Annotated in this window: 12 protein-coding genes; 5 read left to right on the top strand and 7 right to left on the bottom strand. The window is 59.8% G+C overall.

Features of this window, described 5'->3' with window-relative positions:
* Positions 1-4 precede the first annotated feature (4 nt).
* From AC07R0_RS07150 to AC07R0_RS07125, 6 genes are all read right to left on the bottom strand, one after another.
* The gene (locus AC07R0_RS07150; protein WP_495104300.1) at positions 5-2986 is read right to left on the bottom strand and encodes an L-glutamate gamma-semialdehyde dehydrogenase; all 2982 of its coding nucleotides are present in this window, start codon (positions 2984-2986) and stop codon (positions 5-7) included.
* A gap of 118 nt (positions 2987-3104) precedes the next feature.
* Positions 3105-3710 carry a MarC family protein gene (locus AC07R0_RS07145; RefSeq protein ID WP_495097674.1) on the bottom strand — a complete coding sequence of 202 codons (606 nt, stop codon included), beginning with the start codon at positions 3708-3710 and terminating at the stop codon, positions 3105-3107.
* 5 nt (positions 3711-3715) lie between these two features.
* The gene (gene rocF / locus AC07R0_RS07140; protein WP_495097675.1) at positions 3716-4657 is read right to left on the bottom strand and encodes an arginase; all 942 of its coding nucleotides are present in this window, start codon (positions 4655-4657) and stop codon (positions 3716-3718) included.
* Entirely contained in the window at positions 4654-5748 is a 1095-nt protein-coding gene (ocd, locus tag AC07R0_RS07135; RefSeq protein ID WP_495104299.1) for an ornithine cyclodeaminase, read from the bottom strand. The genes rocF and ocd overlap by 4 nt, the downstream gene beginning before the upstream one ends.
* Positions 5749-5953: 205 nt before the next feature.
* On the bottom strand, positions 5954-6982 hold the full coding sequence (locus AC07R0_RS07130) for a porin (RefSeq protein WP_495104298.1): 1029 nt from the start codon (positions 6980-6982) through the stop codon (positions 5954-5956).
* Positions 6983-7315: 333 nt separating this feature from the next.
* Positions 7316-8326: a porin gene (locus tag AC07R0_RS07125; protein WP_495104297.1), complete on the bottom strand. Its 1011-nt coding sequence runs from the start codon at positions 8324-8326 to the stop codon at positions 7316-7318.
* 260 nt (positions 8327-8586) lie between these two features.
* Here AC07R0_RS07125 and AC07R0_RS07120 point away from each other — a divergent pair, with 260 nt between their 5' ends.
* A complete protein-coding gene (locus AC07R0_RS07120; protein WP_495104296.1) occupies positions 8587-9012 on the top strand; it encodes an Lrp/AsnC family transcriptional regulator in 426 nt (141 codons plus the stop codon).
* Positions 9009-9485 (top strand): Lrp/AsnC ligand binding domain-containing protein, encoded by a 477-nt coding sequence (locus AC07R0_RS07115; protein ID WP_495097680.1) that lies wholly within the window; start codon positions 9009-9011, stop codon positions 9483-9485. The genes AC07R0_RS07120 and AC07R0_RS07115 overlap by 4 nt, the downstream gene beginning before the upstream one ends.
* A gap of 185 nt (positions 9486-9670) precedes the next feature.
* On the opposite strand, the gene AC07R0_RS07110 is transcribed toward AC07R0_RS07115, so the two are convergent.
* Positions 9671-10366 (bottom strand): YggS family pyridoxal phosphate-dependent enzyme, encoded by a 696-nt coding sequence (locus tag AC07R0_RS07110; RefSeq protein ID WP_495104295.1) that lies wholly within the window; start codon positions 10364-10366, stop codon positions 9671-9673.
* Positions 10367-10404: 38 nt separating this feature from the next.
* Here AC07R0_RS07110 and AC07R0_RS07105 point away from each other — a divergent pair, with 38 nt between their 5' ends.
* Genes AC07R0_RS07105 through AC07R0_RS07095 form a run of 3 tightly spaced genes read left to right on the top strand, consistent with a single transcriptional unit; the run spans position 10405 to position 13252 of the window.
* Positions 10405-11448: a type IV pilus twitching motility protein PilT gene (locus tag AC07R0_RS07105; RefSeq protein WP_495097682.1), complete on the top strand. Its 1044-nt coding sequence runs from the start codon at positions 10405-10407 to the stop codon at positions 11446-11448.
* A 22-nt stretch (positions 11449-11470) separates the two neighbouring features.
* Complete coding sequence (locus tag AC07R0_RS07100; protein ID WP_495097683.1) at positions 11471-12103, top strand: cyclic nucleotide-binding domain-containing protein; 633 nt, start codon at positions 11471-11473, stop codon at positions 12101-12103.
* 12 nt (positions 12104-12115) lie between these two features.
* Entirely contained in the window at positions 12116-13252 is a 1137-nt protein-coding gene (locus tag AC07R0_RS07095) for a PilT/PilU family type 4a pilus ATPase (protein WP_495104294.1), read from the top strand.
* Positions 13253-13411 lie beyond the last annotated feature (159 nt).

The raw sequence follows: 13411 nt of genomic DNA, 5'->3' as shown, positions 1-13411 counted from the left end.
ACACTCAGGGCAGCGAAGCCAGCAGCGCCGCGTTTCCGCCGGCTGCCGTGGTATTGACCGTCAGCGTCTGCTCGGCGCAGAAGCGGTACAGGTAATGCGGGCCGCCGGCTTTGGGGCCGGTGCCGCTCAGGCCTTCGCCGCCGAAGGGCTGCACACCCACCACCGCGCCGATGATGTTGCGGTTGATGTAGACATTGCCGATGTGGGCTGCTGCGGCCAGCGCGTGGGCCCGGCTGTCGATGCGGGTCTGGATGCCCAGGGTCAGGCCGTAGCCGAGTGCGTTGATCTGCTCGATCACCGCCTGCGGATCGCCGGACCAGCGCACGATGTGCAGCACCGGGCCAAAGATTTCCTGCGCCACGTCGCTCACCTGCTTCAGTTCAAAAGCCTGTGGCGCTATCAAATTAGCAGCTACCCGCACAGGTGCTGATTGCGCCAGCAAGGGTTTTGCCGTGGAGTGCAGGCGCTGGATGTGTTTCTGGATGCCGTCGAAGGCTTCCTTGTCGATCACCGGGCCGACGTCAGTCGCCCACTCCGCCGTGTTGCCCAGCACCAGCTCCTTGGCCGCGCCCTGGACCATTTCGATCACGTGGTCGGCAATGGCATCGTGCACGCACAGCAGGCGCAGCGCCGAGCAGCGCTGGCCGGCGCTGCGGAAGGCGCTTTGCACCACGGCGTCGACCACCTGCTCAGGCAGGGCCGTACTGTCGACCAGCATGGCGTTGATGCCGCCGGTCTCGGCGATCAGCGGCACGATGGGGCCGTCTTTGGCGGCCAGCGCGCGGTTGATGATGCGCGCCACGGGCGTCGAGCCGGTGAACACCACACCGGCAATGCCGGGCAGCGCCACCAGGGACGCGCCGACGGTTTCGCCCGGGCCGTGCAGCAGCTGCACCGCAGCTTCGGGCACGCCGACCGAGTGCAGCAGGCGCACGGCTTCCAGCGCGACGAACGGGGTTTGCTCGGCCGGCTTGGCCAGCACGGTGTTGCCGGTGGCCAAGGCTGCCGCGACCTGGCCCATGAAGATCGCCAGCGGGAAATTCCAGGGGCTGATGCAGACCCAGACGCCGCGCGCGCTCAGGCGCAGCTCGTTGGTTTCACCCGTGGGGCCGGGCAAGGCGACGGGCGCCATGATGCGCTCGGCCTCGTCGGCGTAGAAGCGCAAGAAGTCCACGGCTTCACGGACTTCGGACACCGCGTCGCCCCAGGTCTTGAAGGCTTCTTTCACCAGGATGGCGCAAAAGCGTGGCATCTGGTGTTCCAGCGCATCGGCGCTTTGGCGCAGCAGCGCGGCGCGCTCGGCGACCGGCGCTTTGCTCCATATTTTGTAGCTGGCTGCGCTGGTGGAATATGCGCTAGCGGCCTGTTTGGCATCGAACTCTGGCACCGAGGGAACGCTCAGGTTGTCGAAAGCAGTTTGCAGCGCGGCGCGCTGGGTGGCGACTTCCAGGTCCAGGCCGGCGCTGTTCTTGCGGCCGGCACCGAATAGCTTGGGCGGCAGCACGAAGGCCGACTCCGGCTCTAAGCGCAGGGGCGACACCAGGATTTCTTCCATGCCCACCGACTCGTCGGCCAGCTGGTGCACAAAGGAGGAATTCGCGCCGTTCTCCAGCAGGCGGCGCACCAGGTAGGCCAGCAGGTCGCGGTGCTTGCCCACCGGGGCGTAGACGCGGCAGCCGATCAGCGGGTTCTTCAACACCTCGCGGTACACGCCCTCGCCCATGCCGTGCAGGCGCTGCAGCTCGAACGGATTGCCGCTCTTGGCCGCCAGGCTCAGGATGGCGGCGATGGTGGCGGCGTTGTGGGTGGCGAATTGCGGGTAGATGGCATCCGGCGCGTCCAGCAGCGCCTTGGCGCAGGCCAGGTAGGACACATCGGTGTGATGCTTGTGGGTGAACACCGGGTAGTGCGGCAGGCCCAGCTCTTGGGCGCGCTTGATTTCCGAATCCCAGTACGCGCCTTTGACCAAGCGGCACATCAGGCGCAGCTTGTATTTGCGGCCAATGCTGGCGATATGTTCGATCAGCTCCAGCGCCCGGGTCTGGTAGGCCTGCATGGCCAGGCCGAAGCCGCGCCACTGCGGCTGGTGCTGGGCCACCAGGGCAGCCAGTGCTTCGAACACGTCGAGCGACAGCTCCAGGCGGTCGACTTCTTCGGCATCGATGGTCAGGTTGATGTTGGCACGGGCGGCCTGCTCGCACAGGCTCCAGACGCGCGGCACCAGCTCGGCCAGCACGCGCTCGCGCTGGGTCCATTCGTAGCGCGGGTGCAAGGCGCTGAGCTTGATGGATATACCGTCATTTTTCTCAGTAGCGCCCGCCTTGTCTGCGCGGGCAGCTATGGCTTCGATAGCATTCTTGTAGCTTTGCAGGTAGTTCAGCGCGTCGGCATCGGTGCGTGCGCCCTCGCCCAGCATGTCGTAGCTATAGGTCAGCTGGGCCTGCTTTTTGCGCGCGGCATCGGCTTCGTCCATGGCGTCGCCAATGGTTTGACCCAGTACGAACTGGCGGCCCAGCAATTGCACAGCGCGCACGGTGGCGGCGACGACCGTTTTGGCGCCGAGCTTGGTGAGCAGGCCTTGCGGGGCCTCGGCATCGGGCAGGAATTTCTTCGACAAGGCGATGGCGCTGCTGGACAGCTTGGCCAAGGTGGAGCGGCCCAGTACCTGGGCGGCGCCGGTTTCGTCCATGCCGTCAAAGTCGGCACGGCCCAACTGGTCGGCGGTCAGGGCGATGGCGGTTTCGGCATCGGGCACGCGCAGCAGGGCTTCGGCCAGGCGCATCAGGGCCAGGCCCTCGGCGCTGGAGATCGGGTATTCGCGCAGCAGGCTTTCCATGGCCCAGAACGGCGGCGGGTTGTCGCGCACCGCCTGCACCCAGGGGCGCGCGGGGGCGGAGGCTATGGCCCAGTCCAGCGCACCCGACAGGGCGGCAAGGCGGTGGGCGACGACTTCGGCCTCGGGCCGGTAGGGGGTGGGCAAACGCATGGTGAACTCCGGTGGAATTGAGGAACAACAAATTGCAACATCCGCTAGTTTGCCGCGCACTCACCAGATAATTTCACCAAATTTTTAAGACAAACTAGTTTAAAAAACTATGCCAATCCTATTGAGCGATTCCGGGAAAGGCATTGCGCAGACCCGAGATGAGCATCTCCACCGCCATCGCCGCCAGCAGCAGGCCCATCAGCCGCTCCAGCGCGATCAGGCCAGATTTGCCCAGGCGCCGCGCCAGTGCGCTGGCCGAGAGCAACACCAGCCAGACAACCACCATGCTGAGCGCAATGGCGGCGGCCCAGGTCCAGGCACGCTCAGGCTGACGCGAGGCCAGCAGCAACACGGTGGCCAGCGAGGACGGGCCGGCAATCATCGGAATGGCCAGAGGCACCAGCACCGGCTCGCCCTCATCCTCAGGGCCGGAAAAACTCACGCCCATGCTGGGGAAGGCCATGCCCATGGCGATCAAGAACAGGATCACGCCGCCGGCAATTTCCAGCGAGGCGTCGGTGAGGTGCATGACATGCAGCAGCCGGTCGCCACCCCACATGAAGACCAGCAGAATCACCAGCGCGAAAAAGCATTCGCGACTGACGATGGCAAAGCGCCGTTCGCGCGGCGTATTGCGCAACAGACTAAGCACAATGGGCACATTGCCCAATGGGTCGAGCACGATCAGCAAGACCATCAAGGCCGAGTAGAAATCGTGCTGCATGGCGGCTAGCCGTTGCTGGGCGACACCTGGCGCATCAACGTGCTCTTGCCGAACAGGCTTTCCACCAGATCCACGGCCAATTCAGCCGTCTGGTTGCGCACATCCAGCGCCGGGTTGAGCTCGACGATATCCAGCGAGGCCAGCAGACCCGTATCGGCAATCATCTCCATGCACAGCTGGGCTTCGCGGTAGTTGGGACCACCGCGCACGGTGGTGCCTACACCGGGGGCGATGTCGGGGTCGAGAAAGTCCACGTCCAGGCTGATGTGCAGATGGGTGTTTTCGTCCAGACCGTCCAGCGCCATTTCCATGGTGTGGCGTATGCCCATCTCGTCGATGAAGCGCATGTCGAAGACTTCGATGCCCACGTCATGCACAAAGCGTTTTTCGCCCAGGTCCACGCTGCGGATGCCGATCTCCACAATCTCTGCCGGGCTGATGGCGGGCACATGGCCACCGATTTCAATCAGTGCCTTTGGGCCATGGCCACACAGGCAAGCGACCGGCATGCCGTGGATGTTGCCGCTGGGCGTGAGGGCAGCAGTGTTGAAATCCGCATGTGCATCCAGCCACAGCACGCGCAACTTCTTGCCGGTTTCACGGCAGTGGCGCGCCACCGCGCTGATGGAGCCTATGCCTAAACAATGGTCGCCACCGAGCATGATGGGCAGGCGACCCGATTGCAGCTCGAAATGCACAACCTTGTGCACGAGCTCGTTCCACTGCACCACCTCCGGCAGGTGGCGATAGCCGTCCACCGGGGCTTGCCAGGGGTTGGCGGGGCCGCGGATATTGCCGCAGTCGCGCACGTCCAGACCGGCCTGCTCCAACGCCTGAGCCAGGCCCGCGACGCGCAAGGCCTCCGGGCCCATGCGGGCGCCCCGCACGCCAGCACCGATATCGGTGGGAACGCCAATCAGGCTCACGCCCTTGCTCGAAGATGTCATGCTGCTACTGCTTCCGGTGAGAGTGCTGGTACGGATGCCCCAACCTGGGCGGCCGAGGGACGTACCAAACTATACAAATCTTTCGGGTCATCCAGGCCAGGAATCAGGGCCAAGCGCTGGCCCAAACCCAACTCCAGTGCAGTGTCGCGCATAAAGCGCAGCGCGGAGTAATCCTCCAGAGCAAAACCCACCGAATCGAACACCGTGATCTGCGCATCGCTGCTACGGCCCACGGCCTTGCCGCTAAGCACCTGCCACATTTCGGTCACGGCAAAGTCGGCCGGCAGCTGCTGCAAATCGCCTTCGATGCGGGTTTGCGGTTCGTATTCCACAAAGACACTGGCGGCACGCAGCACGTCGGGGTGCAGCTCGGTCTTGCCAGGGCAGTCGCCACCTACGCCGTTGATGTGCATGCCGGGCTCCAGCATCTCGGGGGTGAGGATGGTGGCATTGGTTTTGTCGGCAGTCACGGTGGTCACGATGTCGGCACCGCGCACGGCCTCTAAGGTGCTGGCGCAGACCACGACCTTCAAGGCGGTAGAGCGCAGGTTGTCCACCAGCTTGGCTGTCGCCAGCGGATCGGTATCGAACAGGCGTACTTCTTCGATACCCATCAGGTAGTGGAAAGCCAGGGCCTGGAATTCGCTTTGCGCGCCATTGCCAATCAGCGCCATGCTGCGGCTGTTCGGGCGGGCCAGGGCTCGGGCGGCGACCACGGAGGTAGCAGCAGTGCGGATAGCCGTGGTCAAGGTCAGCTCACTCAGCAGCTCGGGCACGCCAGTGGCTACGCTGGCCAACACGCCAAACGCCATCACCGTGGGCAGACCATGCAGTGCATTGTTCTTGGGGTGTCCGTTGACGTATTTAAAGGCGTAGCTTTGGTCGTCGGCAATCGGCATCAGCTCAATCACGCCATCGGCGGAATGGCTGGCCACGCGGGCGCACTTGTCAAAAGCTTGCCAGCGCAGAAAGTCGGCCTGGATGGTGTCGGCCATGCCGCGCAAGCAGGCAGACAGCCCCTTGCGTTGGACGATGCTGGCCACGTCTTGGGCGCTGAGGAATTGGGTGGGTACAAGTGCGATGTTGTGCATGGTGCAGGTCTTTCTAGGAATGCACGCAGTGTCGCAACAGAGGCCGTCAATGTACATCGCCAACATTGCCATCTTTTAGATAAAAAACTATCGTTTTGATATAAATTTCTATCGAAATGACAATTCAGAATAAAAAAAAGCCACCCGGCGAACCGGGTGGCTTTTTTGCATTGCTAAATCCAAACCGGCTTACGCCGGCAGGGAATTAGAAAGCGTGGCGAACGCCCACAGCAAACACGTTGGACTTCAAAGACACATCGTCTTGCTTAGCCTTGGAGTAATTCAAAGCCGTGTACACGGAAGTACGCTTGGACAGGCTGTAGGAAGCGCCGATAGCAAAACCGTTGCCGGTAATGTCATCGGTACCAGCCAATTCACTCTTGGAGTGAGCGTAGCCTGCGGACACAACCAGAGCTGCGCCAACCGGAATGTCTGCACCGATTTGGTAAACACGTTGTTTGTCGAAGCTAGTACCGTTGAAGCCAGTAGCAGTCGAATCAAATGTCGTGTTTTTCACATCACGAGCGCTAGCCAAAATCTTGGCAACGCCCAGATCGTACGTAGCGTTCAGGAAGGTATCCTTGTTGGTCTTACCGGTAGAAATCAGCGACTTCTTGTCTTGTTGGTGAGCGAGACCAATATACAGAGGACCAGCCGCGTACTGGACGTTCACAGCCGCAACACCTTGAGCGCTTTGGGTAGTCGTCTTGTTTTCGCCCAGAGCGTAACTAACTGCACCGGAGAAACCGGAGAAGCTAGGCGTCAGGTACTTGATTTGGTTGTTCGGGTTGGAGTTGTAGCCAGACTCGATGAACACGGAAGGCGAGAAAGCGGAGTCGAACACTGCGTGAGCAGCGCCGTTGATGTCATCACGTGCGGTGTAGTCGTTACCCAGGCGGATTTCACCGAAACCACCAGAGAAGCCAACCCACGATTGACGATTGAACTGTGCGCCTGCAGCGGCACCAGTGCTAGCGTCAAAACCGTTTTCCAGAACGAAGTTGGCCTTCAAGCCACCGCCCAGATCTTCAGAGCCCTTCAGGCCCCAACGGCTGGTGGAAACGCCACCGCTCTGCAGCTTGCTTTGACGCACAGCGTCGCTCGAATTTGCACCGATTTCATCTTTGGCAGATTGCAGGTTCACGTCAACGATACCGTACAAGGTAACCGAGGACTGGGCCATTGCAGCGCCAGTAGAAGCCAAAACGGCCAAAGCAATCAAACTCTTTTTCATGGGATTTTCCTAACGGGTTGAAAAATTGGTGTTCGAAGTTTGCCCCCAAAACGCATAGCAACCCGCAATAACCCTGCAATTTCTTCAGGACCTGTTGTTATTGAGATACAACTTCACCGGCCTTTCACACACCAAACGTGAGCAATTATTTTTTTTGGATCCAATTGTTAATCCCATGTGTAGTTATGAAAAGAGGCGGTGTTTTAACAACAATTCCTCAAGATTCCATCATCGTCGATACGCCGAAATGCCCACCATGATCGCTTCGCCTATTAGAAAAGCCCCCCTGGCTAGGAGAGGCTTTCAAAGCAAGCCGGACAAGCCGGCATCTACTTAAAACGAGTGATTCAGGCCAACCGTGTAGATGTCGGTCTTGACCTTATCCCCAACAGCTGGCTTGCTTTGTGCCCACATTGCTCCGGTGTACACAAAGGTACGTTTGGACAGGCTGTACTTCGCGCCCAGACCCAGACCGTCACGCTTCGTGCCACTCACGCCATTCGTGTCCTTGTCCTTCGAATAAGCATAGCCGGTCGACAGAACCAAAGCTGGGCCAACAGGAACGTCCACACCGAATTGGAATTGGTTGGACTTCAGATCCAGATCGGTCGTGTTTTGGTTGTAGCTACCTTCGAGCTTCACGACGCCGAGATCATAAGAAGCGTTAAACAGCACGTCTTTGTAAGAAGCTGCGCCAGTACGGCCAGCAGTAGTGTGCGCCTTGCTGTCCTCTTGGTAAGCCAAGCTCAGGTACAAAGGACCGCCGGTGTACTGCACATTCACAGCAGCAACGCCTTCTGCTTTTCCGGTAGTGGAAGTTGCCTTGTTTTCACCCAACGCATAGCTCGCAGCAACAGTCACGCCACCAAAGCTGGGGGAGCTGTACTTGATCATGTTGCCTGGCTTGCCGTTGTAGGCTGCGCCGTTCTGCCACACGGCGTAAGCAGGAGCCAACAGACCGTCCCACAGCGGATCGCTGTTGATGGCGGTGTCATCGTACGCCGTACCGGTATTGCCGAAATCGAACTCTCCAAAAGAACCCGCTAGACCGACATACGACTGACGGTTGAACGTGTAGCCAGTCTTACCAGTACCGTCATCCACGTTAAAGCCGCTTTCGAGATTGAAAACAGCCTTCAAACCACCGCCCAGATCTTCAGAGCCCTTCAAACCAAAACGGCTGCCATTTATGCCGCCGCTCTGCAGCAAATTTTGACGTACGCCATCAGAGCCCTTTGTCGATTGCAAGTTCACATCAATGATGCCGTACAAAGTAACCGAAGACTGGGCCATTGCAGCGCCAGTGGAAGCCAGAACGGCCAGGGCAATCAGACTCTTCTTCATGGGAAATTCCTAATAGATGAAAAATTGGTAGAAATTGGTAGAAATGGCGGCCCCAATGGGCCACAACGCGAACCGATAGAGCCACGGTCGAAATCACGTCCATGGTTTGCTGTTATTTGCATACTGCTTTCCAGCCGTTACACAATTAACGCAGCATTAACGCAAGTCCCATGCCAAAAATTGCCAGCGCATCAACTGCAAATGCACACAAGATTGGCGATTTTTGGCTATTTCATGTCCATTAGCAGCAAAATGACACCATGGATGCAACCGACCAACAGCTCATATCTCTACTACGCAAGGACGCTCGCACCACAGTGGCAACCCTTGCGCACAAGCTTGGCGTGTCGCGCGGCACGGTCACGAACCGCATTACCAAACTGGAAGATGCCGGAGTCATCGTCGGCTACACCATACGGCTGCGGCCGGACGCACAACCCAACGAAATCCGCGCCTGGATGGGTATTGCCGTCGCCGGCAACGCAACACGAGCAGTCATTGACAGCCTGCTGGGTGAACCCGGCGTGGCGGCACTGCACGACACCAACGGCCGCTGGGATTTGCTGGCAGAGCTACGTGCCGCCCACCTCGCCGAGCTGTCGCAAGTACTGGAACGCATCCGCTTGGTACGCGGCATCAGCGCCACAGAGACCAGCATCCACCTTGAAACCTACCGTTTGTCGTGACCAGCACTCTTCTTGACCTTGACCGCATCGACCTGAAAATCCTGGACTTTCTGCAGGAAGACGGGCGCATATCCAATCTCAAGCTGGCCGAAAAAGTCAGCTTGTCGCCCACCGCAGTACTGGCGCGCGTGCAACGCCTGACAAAGGAGGGCTATATCCTGGGCTACGAGGCACGGCTCAACCCCCTGCAGTTGGGGGCGTCCATGATGGTCTTCGTCGAGGTGCTACTGGACCGCACCACACCGAACGTCTTCGAGGCCTTCAAAGCCGCGGTGCAAGTGCGTCCCGAAATCATGGAGTGCCATATGGTCGCGGGCGGCTTTGACTACCTTCTCAAAACCCGCATGGCAGATATGCTGGCCTACCGCGAGTTCGCAGGCACCGTGTTGTGGCAGCTGCCCGGGATTCGCGAGACCCGCACCTACGCCGTCATGGAAGAAGTAAAGAACTCAACCCGCCTGCGCCTGAGCTGAGCCAGCATCCTTCAAGCGGCCGAGGAGCCTGCCGGACTTGGAAAGCGTCGGCTGCAAACCGACCGCAGCGGTCCATTTTTCACCGTCTTTTTGCCCCATAGCGGAGCTATGGGCCTGCAAATCCGGCAAAAACTATCCTCGCTGGGGCCGATTTTCGCTTTCGACGTTCCAAGCCCGACAGGCTCCTAGCTACGCCCACCAAAAATCGCTGTCCCTATACGCACCATGCTGCTGCCCGCCAGCACGGCGGCCTCCAGATCCGCACTCATGCCCATGGACAAAGTATCAAAGCGGTCCGCACCAGGCAATGCGGCCGCCATGATGGAATCGAACAGAACCCGGGTCTGCTGGTGCACCACCAGTTGCTGCGCAAACTCAGGCAAGGGCTCCGGAATCGACATGATGCCGCGCAGACACAGGCGGGGTAAAGCGGCAACCTGGGCGGCCAACGCCAAGACTTGTCCGGGCTCCACGCCCGACTTGGTAGGCCCACCATCAACATTCACCTGCAAGCAGATATTCAAGGGCGGTAAATGGGCCGGACGTTGGTCGCTGAGCCGCTGCGCGATCTTCAAACGGTCCACGGTATGCACCCAGTCGAAGTTCTCCGCAACCAGCCGGCTCTTATTGCTCTGGATCGGGCCTATGCAATGCCACTCCAGCGGCAGGTCGCGCAGGGCGTCCATCTTGTCCACCGCCTCCTGGATGTAATTCTCGCCAAAGCAAGTCTGGCCTGCAGCGTAGGCCTCACGCACTGCGGACGCAGCCCATGTCTTGGATACGGCCAGCAAAGTCACCGCATCGGTCGAGCGTTGCGCCTGCGCACAGGCGACAGAAATCCTTTCTAGGACCTGCTGGAGATTGTGGCTAATGGTCGTCATAATCAAAGCCCACAGCGTACCAAAACATCGAGGGATCCGTGGACATCACCCAACTGCTTGCGTTCAGCGTAAAAAACAAGGCCTCCGACTTGCACCTGTCCGCGGGTTTGCCGCCCATGATCCGGGTGCACGGCGATGTTCGGCGCATCAATGTGGAACCACTGGACCACAAGACCGTCCACGCCATGGTGTATGACATCATGAGCGACAGCCAGCGCAAGCACTACGAAGAGTTTCTGGAGGTGGACTTCTCATTCGAAATTGAAGGCTTGGCGCGCTTCCGCGTGAATGCCTTTAACCACGCCCGAGGCGCCGGCGCCGTGCTGCGGACCATCCCGTCCAAGATTTTGACCCTGGAGCAATTGAACGCCCCAAAGATCTTTGCCGACCTGGCGCTCAAGCCCCGGGGCATGGTGCTGGTCACAGGCCCCACAGGTTCGGGTAAATCCACCACTCTGGCGGCCATGGTCAACCACCTGAACGAAACCGAGTACGGCCATGTGCTTACCGTGGAAGACCCGATCGAATTCGTCCACGAATCCAAAAAATGCCTGGTCAACCAGCGTGAAGTAGGCCCGCACACCCTGAGCTTTGCCAACGCCCTTCGGTCCGCGCTGCGTGAAGATCCGGACGCCATCCTGGTGGGGGAAATGCGCGACCTGGAAACCATCCGCCTGGCAATGACGGCGGCCGAAACAGGCCACCTGGTCTTTGGCACGCTGCATACCTCCAGCGCGGCCAAGACCATAGACCGGATCATTGACGTGTTTCCGGCCGAAGAGAAGGAAATGATCCGAGCCATGTTGTCGGAATCGTTGCAGGCGGTCATTTCCCAGACGTTGTGCAAAACCAAGGATGGCCAGGGCCGCGTGGCAGCACATGAAATCATGCTGGGCACCAGTGCCATCCGCAATCTGATCCGTGAAGCCAAGGTGGCACAGATGTACTCCACCATCCAGACCGGCAACGGAGTCGGCATGCAGACACTGGACCAGAATCTGACCGACCTGGTACGCCGCAATATCATCAGCCCGGCCGAGGCCCGCGGCAAAGCGAAAATACCGGAAAACTTCCCCGGCTGAACACTGACCATTGGAGCGCCCCATGAAGGGTATTCTCGAGTTTCTACTCAATAAAAAAGAACCGGAGCCAGGTGCCACCACTCCCGACTCGGTGCTGTTCACCACGGCATTCAACGGCCAGGATGTGGACCCGTCCATGCTGGTGCCCTGGGATGCACGGGCGGTGGAAGTTGGCGCCAAGCGCCTAGCCTCGTCCAGCAGCGTCAAGCTGCTGCAAAGCTTGTGGGCCAAAGACAAAAATATGGAGCACCTGGAAGCCGCCTCCATCGAGCGCATGGAGCGCTTTTGCCAGTTTGCCCTGGTACCGGGTGGACGCGACGTCATCCGCCAGGGCGAATACGGCAACTTCATGGTCGTCTTGCTCAAAGGCACCATCGCTATCGACCGGCTGCAACCCTGGGGTGAGCATCTGCGCCTGGCAGAAGCCAAGCCGGGTGACATCCTGGGTGAAATGTCGCTGTTGGACAGTGGCATGCGGTTTTCTGCCTGCACCACCCTGGACGATTGCGAGATCGCCGTGCTCAGCGCCGAGTCCATGGACGACATGATGAACACCGATCCGCGCCTTGCGGCCAGCCTGATTGCCTTGCTGGCGCGCAAACTCTCGCTGCGTCTGCGCGCCATCAGCGCCCGATTCAGCGACCGACCCAACTAACAGGGCAACACAATGGAACGTGACCAGGCCAGCAAGTTCATCAACGACCTTCTGAAATTGATGGTCAGTCGCAACGGCAGCGATTTGTTCTTGACCGCTGAATTCCCGCCCGGCATCAAGGTCGATGGCAGCGTCACCAAGGTTTCGCCCCAGCCACTGACCTCAGCCCACACCTTGGCGCTGGCCCGCGCCATCATGAGCGACAAGCAAGCGGCAGAGTTTGAACGCACCAAGGAGTGCAACTTTGCCATTTCCCCGGCCGGTATTGGCCGCTTCCGGGTAAATGCCTTCATGCAGCAAGGCAAGGTCGGTCTGGTGATACGGGTCATTCCCAACTCCGTGCCCACCATCGATGGCATGGGCCTGCCGCCCGTGCTGAAAGATGTGGTCATGACCAAGCGTGGCCTGTGCATCCTGGTCGGCGCCACCGGCTGCGGCAAGACCACCACCCTGGCTGCCATGGTGGACTGGCGCAACGACCAGTCCTTCGGCCACATCATCACCATCGAAGACCCGGTGGAATTTGTGCACGCCCACAAGAACTGTGTAGTGACCCACCGCGAGATCGGACTGGACACCGACAACTGGGACATCGCACTGAAAAACACGCTGCGCCAGGCGCCCGATGTGATCATGATGGGCGAAATACGCGACCGCACCACCATGGAACACGCCATCGCATTCTCGGAAACCGGCCACCTGTGCCTGGCCACGCTGCACGCCAACAACTCCAACCAGGCACTGGAGCGGATACTCAACTTCTTCCCCGAGGACCGCCGCCCCCAGTTGCTGATGGACTTGTCGCTGAACCTGCGCGCCATCGTTTCGCAACGCCTCATACCACGCCAAGACAACAAGGGCCGTACCGCCGCGGTCGAAATCTTGCTGAATACGCCGCTGATCTCGGACCTGGTGTTCAAGGGCGAAGTCTCGGAAATCAAGGAAGTGATGAAGAAAAGTCGCAACCTCGGCATGCAGACCTTTGACCAGTCCTTGTTCGATGCTTACGAAGGCCAACTCATCAGCTACGAAGATGCCTTGCGCAACGCCGACTCGCTCAACGACCTGCGTCTGCAGATCAAGCTCAACAGCCAGCGCGCCAAGACCCAGGACCTGGCGGCGGGCACGGAGCATTTCGCTATCGTTTGACTCACCCCCAGGCTACACACTGCGTGTTTCCGCCAACCCCCTTGCAGGGGGCGAACCCTACGGCCCGGCGCAGCCGGTTCCGTGGGTTCTCTGGACAAGGAATTCGGCACGTCCTCTAGCCTCGATATCAAAAATTCCCTAACTTCTTTGCGTGAACCT

Source organism: Rhodoferax sp. GW821-FHT07F03, from assembly GCF_059418745.1.
The sequence above is the reverse complement of the archived record's forward strand: the minus strand, read 5'-3'. Positions and strand labels throughout refer to the sequence as shown.

What these genes read in the sequence shown, in the direction of transcription:
- AC07R0_RS07150 (WP_495104300.1), bottom strand. Translation starts at nt 2,986, where the DNA reads ATGCGTTTGCCCACCCCCTACCGGCCCGAGGCCGAAGTCGTCGCCCAC.
- AC07R0_RS07145 (WP_495097674.1), bottom strand. Translation starts at nt 3,710, where the DNA reads ATGCAGCACGATTTCTACTCGGCCTTGATGGTCTTGCTGATCGTGCTC.
- rocF (WP_495097675.1), bottom strand. Translation starts at nt 4,657, where the DNA reads ATGACATCTTCGAGCAAGGGCGTGAGCCTGATTGGCGTTCCCACCGAT.
- ocd (WP_495104299.1), bottom strand. Translation starts at nt 5,748, where the DNA reads ATGCACAACATCGCACTTGTACCCACCCAATTCCTCAGCGCCCAAGAC.
- AC07R0_RS07130 (WP_495104298.1), bottom strand. Translation starts at nt 6,982, where the DNA reads ATGAAAAAGAGTTTGATTGCTTTGGCCGTTTTGGCTTCTACTGGCGCT.
- AC07R0_RS07125 (WP_495104297.1), bottom strand. Translation starts at nt 8,326, where the DNA reads ATGAAGAAGAGTCTGATTGCCCTGGCCGTTCTGGCTTCCACTGGCGCT.
- AC07R0_RS07120 (WP_495104296.1), top strand. Translation starts at nt 8,587, where the DNA reads ATGGATGCAACCGACCAACAGCTCATATCTCTACTACGCAAGGACGCT.
- AC07R0_RS07110 (WP_495104295.1), bottom strand. Translation starts at nt 10,366, where the DNA reads ATGACGACCATTAGCCACAATCTCCAGCAGGTCCTAGAAAGGATTTCT.
- AC07R0_RS07100 (WP_495097683.1), top strand. Translation starts at nt 11,471, where the DNA reads ATGAAGGGTATTCTCGAGTTTCTACTCAATAAAAAAGAACCGGAGCCA.
- AC07R0_RS07095 (WP_495104294.1), top strand. Translation starts at nt 12,116, where the DNA reads ATGGAACGTGACCAGGCCAGCAAGTTCATCAACGACCTTCTGAAATTG.